The sequence below is a fragment of the Microbulbifer discodermiae genome (assembly GCF_040742695.1).
Lineage (GTDB): Bacteria > Pseudomonadota > Gammaproteobacteria > Pseudomonadales > Cellvibrionaceae > Microbulbifer.
Genome location: NZ_JBFLAB010000040.1, coordinates 1 through 16,027 on the forward strand (window position 1 = coordinate 1; position 16,027 = coordinate 16,027).

Annotated in this window: 18 protein-coding genes and 3 pseudogenes; 12 read left to right on the forward strand and 9 right to left on the reverse strand. The window is 48.4% G+C overall.

The features are described 5' to 3' along the window. Positions 1-106 (forward strand): IS3 family transposase (locus tag AB1S50_RS13680; RefSeq protein WP_367151204.1); only part of this gene is annotated, 106 nt, incomplete at its 5' end. 433 nt (positions 107-539) lie between these two features. Here AB1S50_RS13680 and AB1S50_RS13685 read toward each other — a convergent pair. Beyond that, positions 540-995, reverse strand: a complete 456-nt coding sequence (locus AB1S50_RS13685) for a hypothetical protein (protein ID WP_367151377.1) — start codon at positions 993-995, stop codon at positions 540-542. A gap of 673 nt (positions 996-1,668) precedes the next feature. Here AB1S50_RS13685 and AB1S50_RS13690 point away from each other — a divergent pair. Then, positions 1,669-2,100, forward strand: a complete 432-nt coding sequence (locus AB1S50_RS13690; protein ID WP_367151378.1) for a hypothetical protein — start codon at positions 1,669-1,671, stop codon at positions 2,098-2,100. 312 nt (positions 2,101-2,412) lie between these two features. On the opposite strand, the pseudogene AB1S50_RS13695 reads toward AB1S50_RS13690, so the two are convergent. Further along, positions 2,413-2,745, reverse strand: a pseudogene (locus AB1S50_RS13695) (transposase); the annotation flags it as partial. A 45-nt stretch (positions 2,746-2,790) separates the two neighbouring features. Between AB1S50_RS13695 and AB1S50_RS13700 the strand changes: the two are divergent. Beyond that, positions 2,791-3,566, forward strand: a protein-coding gene (locus tag AB1S50_RS13700) for an IS5 family transposase (RefSeq protein WP_367151379.1) whose coding sequence is annotated in 2 segments (ribosomal slippage) — positions 2,791-3,106 and positions 3,106-3,566 — 777 coding nt in all. Because the reading frame shifts where the segments join, the coding sequence is not laid out codon by codon here. On the opposite strand, the pseudogene AB1S50_RS13705 reads toward AB1S50_RS13700, so the two are convergent. Further along, positions 3,564-4,295, reverse strand: a pseudogene (locus AB1S50_RS13705) (IS5 family transposase); the annotation flags it as partial. The gene AB1S50_RS13700 and the pseudogene AB1S50_RS13705 sit on opposite strands and share 3 nt — an antisense overlap. 59 nt (positions 4,296-4,354) lie before the next feature. Here AB1S50_RS13705 and AB1S50_RS13710 point away from each other — a divergent pair. Continuing rightward, positions 4,355-4,666, forward strand: a complete 312-nt coding sequence (locus AB1S50_RS13710) for a hypothetical protein (protein ID WP_367151446.1) — start codon at positions 4,355-4,357, stop codon at positions 4,664-4,666. A gap of 9 nt (positions 4,667-4,675) precedes the next feature. Here the strand turns inward: AB1S50_RS13710 and AB1S50_RS13715 are convergent. From AB1S50_RS13715 to AB1S50_RS13730, 4 genes and pseudogenes are all read right to left on the reverse strand, one after another. After that, positions 4,676-4,819 (reverse strand): annotated as a pseudogene (locus AB1S50_RS13715) (helix-turn-helix domain-containing protein); the annotation flags it as partial. A gap of 817 nt (positions 4,820-5,636) precedes the next feature. Further along, positions 5,637-5,843 (reverse strand): cold-shock protein, encoded by a 207-nt coding sequence (locus AB1S50_RS13720; protein WP_367151381.1) that lies wholly within the window; start codon positions 5,841-5,843, stop codon positions 5,637-5,639. A gap of 687 nt (positions 5,844-6,530) precedes the next feature. Next, on the reverse strand, positions 6,531-7,640 hold the full coding sequence (locus AB1S50_RS13725; RefSeq protein WP_368457499.1) for a phage integrase: 1,110 nt from the start codon (positions 7,638-7,640) through the stop codon (positions 6,531-6,533). Continuing rightward, entirely contained in the window at positions 7,621-7,962 is a 342-nt protein-coding gene (locus tag AB1S50_RS13730) for a helix-turn-helix domain-containing protein (protein ID WP_367151384.1), read from the reverse strand. Before AB1S50_RS13730 ends, AB1S50_RS13725 begins: the two co-directional genes overlap by 20 nt. Before the next feature lie 434 nt (positions 7,963-8,396). On the opposite strand from AB1S50_RS13730, the gene AB1S50_RS13735 reads away from it, so the two are divergent. The 6 genes from AB1S50_RS13735 to AB1S50_RS13760 all read left to right on the forward strand — a co-directional run bounded on the left by AB1S50_RS13735 (position 8,397) and on the right by AB1S50_RS13760 (position 13,749). After that, a complete protein-coding gene (locus tag AB1S50_RS13735) occupies positions 8,397-11,072 on the forward strand; it encodes a hypothetical protein (RefSeq protein WP_367151385.1) in 2,676 nt (891 codons plus the stop codon). Positions 11,073-11,518: 446 nt separating this feature from the next. After that, a complete protein-coding gene (locus tag AB1S50_RS13740; protein WP_367151386.1) occupies positions 11,519-11,968 on the forward strand; it encodes a hypothetical protein in 450 nt (149 codons plus the stop codon). Next, positions 11,955-12,170 carry a hypothetical protein gene (locus AB1S50_RS13745; protein WP_367151387.1) on the forward strand — a complete coding sequence of 72 codons (216 nt, stop codon included), beginning with the start codon at positions 11,955-11,957 and terminating at the stop codon, positions 12,168-12,170. The genes AB1S50_RS13740 and AB1S50_RS13745 overlap by 14 nt, the downstream gene beginning before the upstream one ends. Positions 12,171-12,183: 13 nt before the next feature. Then, positions 12,184-12,474: a hypothetical protein gene (locus tag AB1S50_RS13750; protein ID WP_367151389.1), complete on the forward strand. Its 291-nt coding sequence runs from the start codon at positions 12,184-12,186 to the stop codon at positions 12,472-12,474. Between the two features lie 87 nt (positions 12,475-12,561). Further along, positions 12,562-12,966 (forward strand): hypothetical protein, encoded by a 405-nt coding sequence (locus AB1S50_RS13755; RefSeq protein ID WP_367151391.1) that lies wholly within the window; start codon positions 12,562-12,564, stop codon positions 12,964-12,966. A 450-nt stretch (positions 12,967-13,416) separates the two neighbouring features. Beyond that, positions 13,417-13,749 carry a hypothetical protein gene (locus tag AB1S50_RS13760; RefSeq protein WP_367151392.1) on the forward strand — a complete coding sequence of 111 codons (333 nt, stop codon included), beginning with the start codon at positions 13,417-13,419 and terminating at the stop codon, positions 13,747-13,749. Between the two features lie 85 nt (positions 13,750-13,834). Here the strand turns inward: AB1S50_RS13760 and AB1S50_RS13765 are convergent, their stop codons facing one another. Together AB1S50_RS13765 and AB1S50_RS13770 are read right to left on the reverse strand one after the other, a co-directional pair. After that, positions 13,835-14,266: an energy transducer TonB gene (locus tag AB1S50_RS13765; protein ID WP_367151394.1), complete on the reverse strand. Its 432-nt coding sequence runs from the start codon at positions 14,264-14,266 to the stop codon at positions 13,835-13,837. Positions 14,267-14,424: 158 nt separating this feature from the next. Further along, a complete protein-coding gene (locus AB1S50_RS13770; RefSeq protein ID WP_367151395.1) occupies positions 14,425-15,150 on the reverse strand; it encodes an SIMPL domain-containing protein in 726 nt (241 codons plus the stop codon). Between the two features lie 87 nt (positions 15,151-15,237). Here AB1S50_RS13770 and AB1S50_RS13775 point away from each other — a divergent pair, with 87 nt between their 5' ends. Continuing rightward, entirely contained in the window at positions 15,238-15,498 is a 261-nt protein-coding gene (locus tag AB1S50_RS13775; protein ID WP_367151397.1) for a hypothetical protein, read from the forward strand. Positions 15,499-15,614: 116 nt separating this feature from the next. Next, positions 15,615-15,893 carry an ogr/Delta-like zinc finger family protein gene (locus AB1S50_RS13780; RefSeq protein ID WP_367151398.1) on the forward strand — a complete coding sequence of 93 codons (279 nt, stop codon included), beginning with the start codon at positions 15,615-15,617 and terminating at the stop codon, positions 15,891-15,893. Positions 15,894-16,027 lie beyond the last annotated feature (134 nt).

A 16,027-nucleotide genomic window follows, 5' to 3' on the forward strand; every position in this document is an offset into this window, starting at 1 on the left:
GTACATCGAGATTTTTTATAACCGCCAACGTCGCCACTCACGGCTTGGCAACTTGGCCCCAACTGAATTCGCCAAGAAGTATTGGGAATCAGCCAAAGCGGCTTAAAGCGGGACTGTCCAGTATTGTCAGGACACCCCAGTATTGTATCTAACCCAATGTTCTCAGGCGACAAAATCAACAGCCTGCTAGTACCCACTCTGGAACTCGCCGAGCAGGGTGGGGCTTGATCCCGGCACCATCTTAAGCAGCTTGGCTGCTTTTTTATGTTCAATACTATTTGGTATTGACCATAGCATATGTTATTGATTTAGCGATATAGATCCGGTTGAAGCAGAAGTAAACTACTTCAACCAGGTCTATGGGCACATATTAGGTAACAAAAGTATAATCTCTACCTCACATCAACCTGCAGCCCGATTAATTGATTTTCTTGATTCTTTTCAGTTGGCTACTTTCACGGCGCCACGCTGAAGAGGCAGAAAATCTTCGATAATTTTTACTGTTGCACTGTAAATTCCAAGCAGAGATTATACAGGATCTATTGTGAACAGACGCTTTCGTGCGGATCTGGATGGACTGCAACCCATTCCCACTCTGTCGGCTCTCCTCGCTCTTCTCTAGTTAATAAATTCGTATCATATAAGGGCAGTGGGCCGAATGTATGTAATATAATAACACCCGGATTACTTATGTTAGCATAGTCTATTCTGCCACCAATAGTAGTCGGACATCGAACATTGTCTAAATTTGTGCTCCAAGAAGTATCATACTCAGCAGCTCCAGTTGCCTGGATAGTGTCTCCTTCGTTGTCTACGAAAGTAGTGTTTAAAAAGTAAGTACATTCATTTTTATAAAAGTAAATAGTTTCCCAAGCTATAGGTACATATACATAAGTAGGTGGGCAATGATGTGCAACGGAGCTTGAGCTTGCAAATACAGTTGCCAACGCGATTGGCAAAGATAAATTTTTAAACATAAATAGTCCATTATTCATTTATTGTTGATGTGTAAGCCGCTTAAATGTAAATCAAGTAAGATTAATAGTAAATAGTTTTACTCTAGGAGAGTACTAGAGGGTGTTTAACACTCTGTGTCAGCCAAGTAGCCTCATGGAATGATGTATTTCTCCAGGCGATCCGGGAAGAAGTTCGATAGTAACGCATCAGAGTTCAAGAATTTGAAGTGTGTTGAAATTCTGTCATCTAGTTCTCTCGTAATTAGTGTCAGCTACTGTCAGAATATAGTGTCTTCGCGCAGGCTCTGGACATAAATAAGAATCCATCATGGCAACCTGTTGGTGGTTGACCTCAATTGTGACCTGCATGACAATGATGTTGTCATCGCGGCTCCTGCTGATAGCTTTTTGGTCAAACAGTATCGTACCAAATGCGCGTCAACTTTCACGCTACCGGAGTAGATATATAACAAACGCCAAGCGATAAATTACAATACGTTTCGATATCTTGAAAATATTTAAGTCACTGGTACTATAAAGCCCGTACAATTTTCGGATGACGAGTTGGTGTTTCAAAAGCTGTATGAGAAGCAGCTATGCCCCATGTCGATTGGGTATCTGTTATCTTTGGTTTGACAACGCTGAAATTGACGCCTGGCTCAGTAGTACGAGAAGGGTGCATACACTAATGTTAAACAGTAAGGGATTATATATGTTTAAAAAAATATCATTAACACTCGCGTTATCAACCGTATTTACGAGTGCAAACTCTTTTTCCGAAGATTGTCAGTTCATATGGATAAATGTGCCTGTAGCGTGGGAAACTATTTACTCTTATAAAAATGAATGTACTTACTTTTTAAGCACTACTTTCGTAGACAACGAAGGAGACACTATCCAGGCAACTGGAGCTGCTGAGCATGATACTTCTTGGAGCACAAATTTAGACAATGTTCGATGTCCGACTACTATTGGTGGTAGAATAGACTATGCTAATATAAGTAATCCAGGTGTTATTATACCATCTACATTCGGCCAAATACCCTTATATGAAACGAATTTATTAACTAGAGAAGAGCGGGGGGAGCCCATAGAGTGGGAAAAAACGCACGTTGTTAGTCCACCGGGGTGCATTCCAAGGTAGTATTACCAAATGCCTGTTCACCGATATACATCGGGTTTGGACTATAGGTTTTAACTAAAAAGCCTCGTGCTTCGGCCCGGGGTTTTGTATTTCACAGGATATGCGGTTAGGCAGCTTTATTTTCTTTTGCTAGGGCCTATTAGTCTTTTTCAATACAAATCAGGATTTTTCCTCTAGCAGGCCGTTGATTTTCACTCAGATTCGAACATGTTGATCGTTTGAATCTGGAATTCTCGACCCAAATAGACGATTTAAGGTCATTTTTCACCCTTACGGGCCTTGGTGGCGGGCTTTCCCCGCCTTCAAGACGGACTATCCCTGTAACGCCCTCATTCGAGTTAGGTTCCAGCCAATCATCGTCAGCATAAAGACACTGTTCACTTTCGATAAACCGCGTACTTTCATCTGCCTGATGAGACCAATTGTCTTACCCCAGCCAAATGGTTCTTCTACCCGCTTTCTGCTCCTATGGCTGATCTGGTAGCCAGCGTGCCGACTGGTGCGACCATCAATGGCAGAGCCTCCAATACGATTGTCATTCCGGGCAACATGGGGCGTCATATTCATGGCCCTGCAATCTTCCACAGACCCGGCGGTGTCATAGTTCTTGTCTGCACCAACCGTGCGCTTCTTCATGCCGGGAAGTTCCGCTAGGGCCTGTTAACACTAATTTTGATAAAATCTGCGTTTATGGAAATCACAAAATCGCAGTTCAAAATTATCGAACACCTGCTGCCTTTACAGCGGGGTAACGTAAAAATACCGAATATCCAGGTCATAAACGCTGTTTTGTACGTGGCTGAGCATGGTTGTAAGTGGCGAGGGCTGCCTGAGCACTTTGGTAATTGGCACAGCATCTACACCCGTGTAAATCGCTGGGCTAAAAATGGTGTATTGGACCATGTCTTTGGTGTCCTTCAAGATGCCGATGTGATCAACATTCAAGTGGATGAAGTTTCTCTGGACAGTACGATCATTCAAGTCCATCCAGACGGCACAGGCGCATTAAAAAAAACGGCCCACAAGCCATTGGAAAATCAAGGGGTGGATGGTCAACTAAGATTCACATGGTAGCGGCAGATGACCGCACTGCGCTGACCTTTTCCTTGTCCCCCGGTCAATCTGGCGATGCGCCAGAGGGCCGTAACTTGCTGAAGAGGCTAGAAAACTGCGGTTGGGAAGGTGCCAGCGTCATCATGGATAAGGCCTACGAAGGAAATGACACTCGACAACTCGTTTTGGATTTAGGTATGACGCCTGTCGTACCTCCGAAGGTCAATCGACTGACACCTTGGGAGTACGACAAAGAGATGTATAAAAAGCGAAATGAAGTAGAGCGTCTGTTTCGCCGCTTGAAAGGTTTCCGAAGAATATTTAGTCGATTTGACAAATTGGATGTCGTTTTTAAGTTCTTCATCAACTTTTCACTGATCGCTGACCGGCTAATTAGTGTTAACAGGCCCTAGCAAGCCCGCTGCTACTTCCCGCTCAGCTTTGCCAGTAGCGAGACTGGCCGCAGCCTTAACAATCAGACCGTTACGGTTTTCCATCACGGTATGACCCATGTACGACAGCTTGGCTTCTTTACCAGGGCCTTTCCTGGCCATCCGCGCATCACCGTCCGTCTTTGACTCGTGGGTAAAGTTACTGCGCTTTTCACCGTGGAAATTCGCTTCGCGGTTGCGACCACCGCCCGCAGGAGGATCGTTATTGTCATCTTTACGGCGATAGCTCTTTTGCGAAGCCCAGGCTTGAATCAGGGTGCCGTCTACGCTGAAGTGCTCGTCGGAAAGAAGCTTGCGTTTACGAGCCAGCTCAACCACCTCTTCGAACAGCTCCGTAATCACATCGTTTTCCAGCAGCCGATCCCGATTAATGCTGAATGTGGAGTGATTCCAGACGTTGTCATCAATCGTTAAGCCGACAAACCACCGATACAGGAGGTTGTAGTTGATCTGTTCAACCAGCTGCCGTTCACTGCGGATGCTGTAAAGCACCTGGAGCAACTGTGCCCTGATAAGGCGTTCTGGCGGAATGGACTCTCTGCCGGTTTCGCAATATATGCTGCTGAAGAGCCAGTTGAGATTCTTCATCGCCTCATCCAGGAGCGCTTTGATCGGCCTCAGTGGGTGATCTGCTGGAACAAACGATTCCAACTGCACTGTTGTGAAAAGAGACTCCTGAAAAACATCTATACCGCGCACTGAACCGAAATCCTCTGTGGGTTATAGTTTTCCGTATTGTATCTAGCCCAATGTTCCCAGGCGACAAAATCAACAGCCTGCTAGGCGGCAAGTTAGGGCGGCTTAGTGCATACGGTTACACAGAGCAAAATCCTCTTTCCTACACTGACCCACAAGACCTTGCAGTATTAAGTTTTGTTCTTTTGGTGGAAGCTATGAAGGCTCTCTATCATCTGCTGCAGGTGTTCCTGCCAATTCGATGGCAACTGGACGTAGAGTTGGGCAATATGTGGAGGGAAAGGTACGCTCAAGAAATGGTGAGCATATTCCTCTCCAAATACTACAGCCAAATTGATACCTACAAATTCACACCAGGTGGGTAACAGCTCCACAGGTAGTTTTTGTTGACTATTTTCGATCTTGGAGACTTGGGAGGCGGATAGTCCGAGTAGCTTACCTAGCTCCGCAATCCTCAACCCCCGTTGCTTTCGTGCCTCTTTTAACCTTTGGGCAATGTTATGGCTTAGGTCCGACACCTCATTACTCTATTATTATTTGCAGAAAAATTGATTATAGAAATTTTCCATAACAGATTGTTTCTAAAAGAGAAATTAAGAAAAAAATGCTTGCGATAATTGTAGATATCATTAGATTTGTATGTGGTAACGGCAAGAATTGGAGTTTGGTTTTAAATTTGCAGTGAAATTGTTGGCACAAAGGTGTTGTTAATGGGTGGGATTAGATCGTTATTCCAGTAGCAAAGCCTGGATTTACCAGAATTCGTCATACTTCTTCATCTGAATGCCAACTTTTTCCAGCAGATGCGTTGTCTAAGTCGAGGGGGTCTCTCATGAAAGAGACTCTTAGCAATTCAGGAGCGGAGAATAAGGATCATGTCGACGCACAAAGACCTATTGCAAACGGTAGAACACCTCAACGATGCCTTGGAATGGGCGTTCCAATGTCCGAGACCTGAACCGCGACGAGAAATGGTACGGGTCATTGCAGATGAGATGTGAGCGGCTCTTGGCGGCCTCGTTTATGCTGCTTCAAATGACGGGGAAGGGGATGTGTCTCGGCAACCAGCTCCTTAATTAAGTGCACCAATTTCGCCTCTTGCCACCATGGTATTCGTAGCCGAGACCAGCATCAATGAGCAGCTGGTCAAGGCGCTCCCAATTAACCCATGCCCCGGCAAGTAGACAGAAATATTTGCCTATTTTTTCGTTACTCTCCAAAAATAGAGCAATTTTAATCGACACTTAACTTTTTGAGCCGCAAGCCCGAGTTTGAGTGCGCTCAATACGGGCCTTCGATTTATGAGGTTAAACTCCTCTGGTGGAGCTATTTGGATTATAGTGGGCGAACATTAGTTGCACATGGGCCTTTTTGGCCTTGACCTATTTCATATTCAACCTGCTGCCCATCGTTGAGCACAGCAAAGCCGCCGCCACTCTTAATTTCTGAATGATGGACAAATAAATCTTTGCTTCCATCTTCCGGGGTAATGAAGCCAAACCCTTTGTCTGCATTGAACCACTTAACCAGACCTTTATTCATAATTTGCTCTGTTATTTAATGATGAACCATCGTAATATCTCTGCTCACGACCCCACCATTTAAAAGTTAAAAAATAGACCTACCATCTGCATAACCTGTATTTTCCAGCGAAGTGATCGCATTCACTGGTTAAGCTGTGAGCGATTATCTATCAGATATGGCTAGATTGCCAGTCGGAAGTTTTAAACCGGTGTCGCCTTTCTGATTATAGTTCTGAAGAGCATGGTCAAACTTTAGCGAATGGTTGACTCTGGCGGGGTGAAATCAGCCACTACTCTAGCCCATATCGGGCCGCCCTGGGACACTGGCGGTGAAAGAGTCCCCATCGTAGACTGAGACTACTTCTATAGGGCGAGCGATAGCGAGGGTAGGAAGTAAAAGCAGGGCAAGAATAGTTCTTTTCATTTTCTTATAGTGGCGAGTGGCTTTTAGAGATAAGAATTGAGTGATTTTTTTTGTGAAAATCAGAGGGTTTATTGATACTGGATTATTATACAGCTTTTAGGCGATTGCTCTTTTATTTGGTACCACATTTGGTACCACAACGAAAAAAGGCTCACATCTTTCAATGTAAGCCTTTGATTTTACTGGCGCGCTCGGGAGGATTCGAACCTCCGACCGCCTGGTTCGTAGTCCTTGGAAGAGAGTGTACAATGGATTCTAACGGCTTGCAAACCCGCATGAAATCTAGCCTTCAAGCTCCTTTATACCCTTTGGACGTTGTTCCACGTGGACACTTTGTGGACATCTTGGCCTGTTCTGTATGTGGGCCAGGGGGTTCCTGGTGACGGCATCCTCAAGGTGTTCTGGTGCCAAGTGTGCATATCGCATCGTCATCTTGATATCCGTGTGGCCTAGCACTTCTTTTAGGGTTAGCAGGTTTCCGCCGTTCATTACGAAATGGCTGGCGAAAGTGTGTCTTAATACGTGAGTGCACTGTCCCCTGGGCAGTACAATACCGCTCTTTTCCAGCCCGCGTACAAAGGCACTATAACAGTCCTGGAAGAGAGGGCCTGTGCGAGGCCCATCAGCGAATATCTCTGCTTCCAGCTCATTCGAAATTGGGACTGTTCGGGTTTTGCCGCTCTTCGTGCCTGCGTAAGTGATGCGGTTGTTGCGTATCTGCTCACCACGCAGGCTTTCTGCTTCGCCCCAGCGAGCGCCCGTGGCGAGGCAGATATTTGCTACCCGGAGCACATATTTTGACCGGCTCTCCGTCAGCTTTGACAATAAACTCTGGATTTGCTCAAGGCTTAGGAATGTCAGTTGCGCTTGGTCAAATTTAAGAGGGCGTAATTTAGCTAAGGGATTTTCTGTTCGCCAGTTATCTAAGCGGATCAACTCGTTAAACATGGATTTGAAATAGCTCAGATCATGATTGCAGGTGTTTTCCGTGCACGGCAAAGATTTTCGCTTTTTGCCCCTTCCCCCAGGGGTTGTTTCTAGGCCGCCAGCCAGTCGCTTTCTGCGGAATTCGGTGTAGAGTTCCGAGGTGACTTTGCTTGCGACGGGATCACCCATCATTTGGCACAATGCAAGCAAGTAATCTTGCCGTTCTCTTCCCCCCTTTAGTGTATGTCCATGTAAGTCATACCAGGTCTTTACCAGCTCACTAAGTTGCCGATTGTCTCGCTGAGGTGGCACCCATTCACCTCTGTCAGCGGCTGCAAGCTGGGCGCGCTGCCAGCGTACAGCCTCGGACTTAGTGTTGAATGTACGACGTACCCGCTTACTGTCGCGTCCCTGGGGTCGGCAGTCAGCCTGCCAACGGCCGCTATCAGTTTTCTTGATTGCCATCGTGCGTAGATTTCAGAAACGCAGGAGCAGCTAATCCGATATCGATTCGGGTAGCTATCAGCTTACAGAGAGGATTATCGCTTTTTCGCACCACCTCAATGTCGGTTTGTCCGCCATAGGCCACCCATGGCAGCAACTCTGGCATATTTTTACCTACGGTTGCGAACACTTCCTCGGTAATTCGGTGTCGTCCATATTCTATATTTTGAATTTGGTGGAACTTGAGTCCAAGTTTTTCCGCGAATTCAGGTTGAGTAAACCCCAACGTTTCACGAATGATCCGCAGCCGTCCCCCGGCGCTATTTTCCGGTGATTCTCTCACCTTTGCGCTCCTTTATTACCACTTTCGCGCGAAATTTATCCTACTGAGCATCACTATTACAAGAAAAAGCGCTCCAATAACTTGAAATAAGATGTTTTATGCGCCTTAAAATGTAAATGAACTATTTAAAGTGTTGATATAACGTTGTTATGGGTCTTAAATACACTCCATTACAACCCTAACAAGAGTAATGGAGTTCGAACAGTGACTGAGAAACTAGACCCACCGCCCGTCAAGTCCCCCGTATCTTCCATGGAGCAATTCGCGCTAGATACAGGGCTGACCTTGCCAACCGTCCGACGCCAAGTGCAAAGGGGTTACTACCCAACAGTGAAAGTAGGGCGCTACCGGATGATCAACGTGATCCGAATCGCCCATCGGTGTCTTGAAACCGACGAGACCGAAATATCCTTGCAATAATCGGAGTCGGCGTCATGGACTACAGCCAGATCAACCGGGATGTGGTGGCGGCGCTGGAGCGGGACCAGTCACTCAACCTGGTGCTCAAGGAAACATCCAACACCTACCGCCAGGGGATCTGTCCGGACTGCGAACGCAAGACGGTCTGGATCAGTGCCGACAAGCCGATCACGTTGCGCTGTGATCGCGAGGACAAGTGCGGTTATCGGGAGCGGGTTCGGGATCGCTATCCGGACCTGTTTGAAAACTTCTCCAAGCGCTTCCCCTCCAGCGACGAAGACCCCAAGGCCACCGCCAGGGCCTATCTGTCACACAACCGCGGCTTTCCCACCGCCGATATCGAGGACTGGTTCGACCAGGGTTTTTACAAACTGCCTGATGGCACCTGGGCCGAGACGGTGCGGTTTTATCTTTTCGAGGGTAAGCAGGACTATTGGCAGCGCATCATCGACAAGGCCCATATGCAAAAGGCCGGGGGCAAGAAGGCGCGCTTCAAGTCTGGTACCAGTGTTGCCGGAAAGCACTGGGCGCCGCCGCCGCAGGTCATTGAGCCCGGGAACAAGGTTTTTATTGTCGAGGGTATTTTCCACTGTATCGCCATGTACCTGGCGGGATACAAAGCCGTGGCCGCCTTCAGTTGTTCCAATCTGCCGAGGGGACTGATCCAGGAAACTGCGGGCCAGGGGATAACCTGGTGTTTGGCCTATGACGACGAACCCGGTGCGCGCAAGCACCTGGTCAAGTACCACCGGGAATTGGTCGACCAGGGCGAGATAGTGGAAGTGGCTTTGACCGGCAGCAGCAAAGACTGGGATGACCTGTATCGGGAAAAGCGGCTCAACGATACCACCATTGGGGAATGCCATTGGCGGGGACGGATCTTTATCGCCGAGACCCCGAAAAAGAAAGCCTATGCCTTGTATGGGTGGAAACCGTTCAGCAAGACGGTCATAGAGCACCGCGACAAACTCTACTCCGCCCGCTTCTCCCTGGAGGATTTCAACAAGGCCAGTGATGACGGACCTTTCGCCTGGGGTTCAAGCTGGGATGCCTTTAACCAGGCGACGAAGGTGTGGGAGATCTCCAACTGTGTGCCCAGCTTCCAATACACTGAGATCGACCGGCTCACTGGCGAGCGCCGCTATTTCTTCCACATTAAGAAGGCGAACAGCAGCCGCAATTACCTGGGGGCCTTTTCACCCAATGCCCTCTCCGATCCCCGCGCCTTTGGCCTTGCCCTGCTGTCCCATACCGACGGCGGCAGCTTTGAAGGCGGGGCCGGGGATTTAAAACTCCTCAAGGCCCGCTGGCTGGATGGGGAAGTCGCCCGAGTAACCACCCTGCCCCATATGGGCTATGACGAGGATTCCCGCGCTTACATCTTTCCCGGCTTCGGTTATCGCCAGGGCCAGCTGCTGCCCGCCAACGCGCACGGCTTTTTACAGCTGGGCGACACCGCCATCAAAACCACCCTGGAAGATATGCCGGTGCACCACAGCGACCAATTCAACGGCAGCTGGTGGCCGGATTTCGTCAAGGTCTTTCACCTCAACGGCATTGCCGCCCTGGCTTACTTTACCGCCAGCTTGTTTGCCCGCCAGATCAAAGAGCAGCACCAGGCGTTTCACTTCCTGGAACTCACCGGTGAAGCCGACGCGGGCAAATCCACCCTGATCCGTTTTCTATGGAAACTGCTGGGCCGCGACAACTACGAAGGGGTGGATATGCTCAGCACCTCCAAATCCAGCTACGGCCGACACCTGGGCAAGGTCAGCAATCTTCCCATGGTGGTGATTGAAAGCGACCGGGAAATCAGCACCGGTGCCGGCGGCCGGCCGGGCAAGCCCTTTGACTGGGATCTCTTCAAAAAGGTCTATGACCTGGACGGCGTGATCGACACCCGCGGCGTCAAGACCAATGACAACAAAACCCATGACCGCCTGTTTCGCGGCACTCTGGTCATCAGCCAGAACGCCACCGTGCAGGCCTCCGCGGCCATGCTCTCCCGCATCGTGCACCTGCACTGTACCACCGCCCACAAGCGCTCCGAAAACCGCCCCCTGGCCGACCGCCTCAAGCGGGAACCGGTCAAAAACCTGGCCGGCTACCTGCACACCGCGCTGACCCAGGAAAAAGAATGGCTCGCCCGGTTTTTTGCCGCCTTTGACCGGCACCGGGAAACCCTCAGTGCCGACAGCGGAATTACACAGGGCCGTGTGATCGACTGCCATGCGCAGCTGATGGCCGCGGTGGACGCCCTGCAGGTGCTGCTACGTGAATTTAATGGGGATTTGCGCAGCCAGGTGCAGGAATATTTACAGGAGCGCGCCCGTGATCGCCAGCGCCGCCTCAACAGCGACCACCCCATCGTTGAACAGTTCTGGGATGCCTACCACTTTATTAATGACCAGGCGATGTACGTCGACGACCAGGACGGCGAGCGCATTAATCAAATCGAACGCCTGAACCACAGCATCGACCCCGCCTTAATCGCCATCAACCTCAACGAGTACCTGGAGCACTGCCGCAAACGCGGCCAGGAAATGGTGCCGGTGGCCGATCTCAAGCAGCTGCTGCCTACCAGTCAACGCTACCAGTTTGCCGGCTACAAGCAGGTTCGATCTAAGCGGGAGCAAGGCAGCAGGCTCTGGTGTTGGATTTTTCACAAATGCGGCGGGGTAGAGCGATGAGTTTCAATTTTGTGTTTTTTTTGACCTACAAGCAGGGAGACCGCGCGGGGGTGATACCCCTAGAAAAACCCGTGACAACCTGTGACAAGGGAAAAATAAGTCAGAAATAGTAATTAAAACAAGGGGTTAAGTGGCATGAAGGCTTGTGACAAATCCAAGACAAAAGCAAGACAGCCCGTGACAAGGGTCTTGTGCAATGTCACAGGTTTGTCTCAGAAAATAAGACAACCAGAAATGCCCGCAAAGCCAGTAGCCACGGGGCCTGCAGGGAAACTCCCCAAAACCTTGTCACAAGTTGTCACAGAAAAAATAAGACAAGTCAGCATACCTGCAACCCGCATAAATACTGGTCCTAAAGTTGATTTTCCTGCCCTGTCACAGATGTCACGGGTTTTTTTGGCGTGCACACCCGAAAAGCGTATTTCAACCAGCAACAGGAGCCAGTCGTGAACCAGCGCCAGCTGCTCCTGTACCACCGGGTCGGGGAAATCCAGGTCTATCACGCCTGGCTGCACAACAGCGATGTGCGCACGGCATCCAGCTGGGCTGGGCTGGTGCAGGACGAACTTTTGTTTGGCTGTCTCGCCCGCGAGGCCGCCTATACCGCACGCGGGCAGCGCCCGCGGCACTGTTCACCCCTGGAGGGAATCGAGATGGAACACAACATAGAAAAAACCGTATTTGTGCTGGATCTGGCTGAGGCCCGGCTAGTGCGCCTGGCGCTGGCTCTGTGCCGCGAACGCATCGCCTGCCCGGAAACCACCACGGTGAGCAGGGACGAGGCCGTGCGCGAGCTGCGCGCCGCCCAGGACATCTTTGCGGATCACGAGGCGCGGGCCAAACAACTCCAGGGGTTGAACCGGGAACTGCACGGAGGCTGTCATGCAGATGCTTAAAGTCCAGCTCGAAATTTATCCGGATCTGCTCTGTCAGCTGCGAGTTTTGGTGCGACGCCGCGAGCAACTGTGGGCGCAAAGAGAATGCCGATCACTGTCTCCACTGGAAACCGACGAACTTGCTCTGATCAACGCCCACCTGGCGACATTTGCCTGCGATGTGATGGCAATCTCCGATCCGCAGCAGCGGGCACTGCATTGAGAGGAGTGAAACCATGACGACCCAACTCTATGCGGCCATCCGAAAGGATTCCAAATATTTCCACCAGAACCCGCCCCAGGAATCGTTGCCATTTCCAGTAGCGATTGTCGACACGACAGATGCCTACCGAGTGCGGGGCAATGGCGATTTCTATCGTCTCGAGGATGTGTATCTGTTTGTAAAAGCCGACTGCAAATTTCGGCCGATTAACCGTACCAGTGAGCTGCCCACCCAGCTTGACCGCAACGATATAGGCGGTAACGATCAGGAATTGACAGTGGCAGTGGAGTTGGGAAATAATTAAGAATTCTCTCCCTCGAGCCACACCAAATTAAGCTTTGTCAATTGGCGACTAGGTATATTTTCCATCAAGCAGGTTAAAGTAGAAATTATGGAAAAATCTGATTACATAAAAGAAAGAGAGATACTAGAAAATCTAAAAAAGAAAGAGAGTTTATGGGGTATGCTGATTGCGACTGCTATCGGTATAGCTCCAACTGTCGTAATATTTTATGTTGCTCCGCAATTATTTTATTCAGTTTTAGCTTGGATAATTCCCGGAGCCGTATTGGGCTTATTTGTTCGTCTGGGAATAAGCGCGCATAGCCTGAAATTACGATTGATTCCCGCATTGCTGGTCTCTCTTCTTGGACCCTTGCTATTTTTAGCTACGTTAAACCCGTTTACTCTACTCATCGGCATAATGAACCTTTTCATAGTTTTGATAATAACAAGGCCCAACTTGTCGAAAGATGAGGAGCGTGCACTTTGGCTTCAAAGGCAAGGGAAACTATAAGAAAAGTATATGCGAGTTAGTCATATCGTATGGAATTAAAGTATTAAAAGACATAGAGTTTCGTGAGTATATACTGGAAAGTCTACTTTTATTTTATAGCCGCCAAGCCGAGGAATCTGCTTAGCATTAGTTTTTCTTTCTACATATTTATTGAAATATTATTGTTAAAGTTTGTATATACATCAAGCGGGCTCTTGCGTCGGATATAATTTTGCGCAGCAACCTATTTGGTGATAAATTATTTTCTCTTTTAATGCACAGTTTAATCTTATATGCTGCGGCTACTTAAGTTCATATATTGCTGTAATGCGTTGTTGCACTTTGATGTATTCAGGTACCGCCAAAATTAAATCTCTACCGTAGGGAGCAGAGTCTGCTGCGAAAGCTAGTATGGGAGGGTTGTGTTCTAAGGAAAAAGTGGCGGCTAATCTATCACAAAAGGAGGCTGCCATGCTCAAACAGCGATCGCAATCCACCCCGGAGGGTCACGACATTCAGCTATCCCCCACCCAGTACGCCCACTTTACCGATGGCGACGGCCTGTTTGTTAAAGGCTCGGAGGGTGATACCGTTGGATTCATCCACGAAACCAACTTCGACAATTCACTGGAAACCCTGCGCCTGCATGATCGTATCGGAAACGCGTGTGAGCAGTTGTATTTTCTCGCTGCTGCGCTGAGTCCGGGCAATGAAGTCCTGGAACTCAACCCCCAAGCGCAGTTGGGGCTCAATCAGATTATCTGCCAGATTCGCGAGCAGTTGACGATGGTGGAGTGCAGATAATTGAAGGAGAGGAGGGCGGCCGAAGCCGCCCTTTCTCATCGGCTTGTTGATCTGTGTTTAACATCTTATGTATGTCATCGTCCTATTAAGTTTCGTCAAGAGTGAAATTTATCTTCGTTTTCCTATCCTTAAATTCCTGAGTGGTGGGCTCATATTTATAATTTTTTGTTGACTGTATAGCGGATTCTTCAAAAATTCCCTCCGGTATGGATTCAGCGATTCTGATATTAAATGGCTCTCCATATTGATTTACATCGTATTCAACTATTACATACCCTTCTATTTTTTGCTCTAACGCTACTTGTGGATATATCGGTGAGGTTTTATAGACTGGTATCGGCCAACCCCTTTCCCTTGCGTTTTCTATCTGTTCTTTGCTAGGCTTAATGGCGCCAATGAGATAAGGACAGTCCACATAAGATGGGCACTCTCTATAGCGATCGCAATCAGGAATTGGGGGGACTTTAATGATACAGCCAGACAATAAAGCTGACGTCAATAAAATTAACTTTTTCATTAATTAGTTTTTCTTTCTACATATTTATTGAAACATTATTGTTAAAATTTGTATATATATCAAGCGGGCTCTTGCGTCGGATATAATTTTGCGCAGCAACCTAATTGGTGATAAATTATTTTCTCTTTTAATGTACAGTTTAATCTTATATGCTGCGGCTACTTAAGTTCATATATTGCTGTAATGCGTTGTTGCACTTTGATGTATTCAGGTATCGCCAAGATTAAATCTCTACCGTAGGGAGCAGGGTCTGCTGCAAAAGCTAGTATGGGAGGGTTGTGTTCTAAGGAAAAAGTTGCATACGCCTGCCCAAAATTACCTTCGGTGGTTATGCCGTAGACCTTTCGTACCTCTCTGGATTGAGCATGAGCGAGTTTATCTGCTTTTTTACGAGCTTTGGTACTAAGTTCAAGAATCAAATTGTCTTTGTGTTCTTCTTCTTTAGTGGTTTTAAAAAGCGCGTTAATATCCGCAGCGCCCTCCAGTCTAAGGAGCGCATTTGCCAGAGCGGGGTACTTTTCGAGGTTGTTTAACTTTAAGGTAAAACGCTGCCCTACTTCATAGCCTAAAATATCCAGATTGTAAGTACCTTCTTTCCTTGCTCGCCTTGTACTCTTTTCTACTTGCGATGACTTCAGTTGTGATTGGGAAATGTTATGAGCTTTGAGAATTTCCAGCATTTTGGCGCTTGATTTAGTCAAGGATGCCATTGCCTCTTCAGAGGATTTATCAAAGGCGACCATCTCAAAATGGATATTTACCACATCTGGTTTTACTTGCTTCTCTATCGATTCAGTGACAATTACAAAAGGAAATTGTGGTATAGGATTTGCCAGTGCTATCAATGGTATGGTCAGTGAAGTCAGTAGTAAAATGATCTTCATACATACTCCCGCTATTCATTCTATTTATGGTTGCCGATTCTCGGGTGCGTCGTTTTAATCTACCGCAGAAAAAGGAGTTTTGGAAGCATGAAAAAGAATAGTCACTATGCACTTTCCTTATCCGCTGAGAGTTTTGTAATCATAGAGCGGCGCCGTCAATATTTGCAGCGGGAACTGGATGATATCCGCTTGGCACTGTGCGCGCTGAACTTGGATGCGCCCTATGAGGCGCAATCGGCACTTTTGTACCTTATCGATGGGCGCCTGAGACGGTTGATTACAGAACTGGTGTCGACCGATAGCTTGGCCCACGCGCTCAAATCTTGTGATGACCCTGGATTGAGTTGAGTGGTGCTGAGAGCGCATTTGCTGGATCATTCTATTGCTATGTGATTCAAGCTTCGGCTGCTTGTCATGGGTTTATTTGGTAAAATTGTCCCGGATAACCGATCGAGGGCTCAGTGATGGAAACACAGGCAAACGATACAGCCAACCCCAAGCCGGTCATGGATATGACCCCAATGCGCATCGGGCTCTGCTGTCCACACTGCGGCGCCAAGGCGCGGGCGCGGACCAGTCAGCAGATCACACCGTTGTATCGGGAAATCTATTTCCAGTGCACGGATGTGGAATGCGGACACACCTACGTCGCCGCGCTCTCGGTGCTGCACACGCTATCCCCCAGCGCCAAGCCGAATCCCGACGTGAATATCCCTCTGTCCCCCAGAATTGTACGCCACTGATCCGGTTGATGCGGGTGCCCTTGTGGCACCCCGAGCCTGCGTCGTTTTGCGTCGCCCGCAAGCTATTGCCAATCCCCTTGCAGCCCCCGCCCTAGCTGGGCCGGGCTGACTTCCGCCAGTAAGTCAAAATCAAC

Excerpts from the sequence above, each read along its gene's own strand:
- AB1S50_RS13685 (WP_367151377.1), bottom strand. The coding sequence starts at position 995 with ATGAATAATGGACTATTTATGTTTAAAAATTTATCTTTGCCAATCGCG.
- AB1S50_RS13690 (WP_367151378.1), top strand. The coding sequence starts at position 1,669 with ATGTTTAAAAAAATATCATTAACACTCGCGTTATCAACCGTATTTACG.
- AB1S50_RS13710 (WP_367151446.1), top strand. The coding sequence starts at position 4,355 with ATGTTCCCAGGCGACAAAATCAACAGCCTGCTAGGCGGCAAGTTAGGG.
- AB1S50_RS13720 (WP_367151381.1), bottom strand. The coding sequence starts at position 5,843 with ATGAATAAAGGTCTGGTTAAGTGGTTCAATGCAGACAAAGGGTTTGGC.
- AB1S50_RS13725 (WP_368457499.1), bottom strand. The coding sequence starts at position 7,640 with ATGGCAATCAAGAAAACTGATAGCGGCCGTTGGCAGGCTGACTGCCGA.
- AB1S50_RS13735 (WP_367151385.1), top strand. The coding sequence starts at position 8,397 with ATGGACTACAGCCAGATCAACCGGGATGTGGTGGCGGCGCTGGAGCGG.
- AB1S50_RS13745 (WP_367151387.1), top strand. The coding sequence starts at position 11,955 with ATGCAGATGCTTAAAGTCCAGCTCGAAATTTATCCGGATCTGCTCTGT.
- AB1S50_RS13750 (WP_367151389.1), top strand. The coding sequence starts at position 12,184 with ATGACGACCCAACTCTATGCGGCCATCCGAAAGGATTCCAAATATTTC.
- AB1S50_RS13755 (WP_367151391.1), top strand. The coding sequence starts at position 12,562 with ATGGAAAAATCTGATTACATAAAAGAAAGAGAGATACTAGAAAATCTA.
- AB1S50_RS13760 (WP_367151392.1), top strand. The coding sequence starts at position 13,417 with ATGCTCAAACAGCGATCGCAATCCACCCCGGAGGGTCACGACATTCAG.
- AB1S50_RS13765 (WP_367151394.1), bottom strand. The coding sequence starts at position 14,266 with ATGAAAAAGTTAATTTTATTGACGTCAGCTTTATTGTCTGGCTGTATC.
- AB1S50_RS13770 (WP_367151395.1), bottom strand. The coding sequence starts at position 15,150 with ATGAAGATCATTTTACTACTGACTTCACTGACCATACCATTGATAGCA.
- AB1S50_RS13775 (WP_367151397.1), top strand. The coding sequence starts at position 15,238 with ATGAAAAAGAATAGTCACTATGCACTTTCCTTATCCGCTGAGAGTTTT.
- AB1S50_RS13780 (WP_367151398.1), top strand. The coding sequence starts at position 15,615 with ATGGAAACACAGGCAAACGATACAGCCAACCCCAAGCCGGTCATGGAT.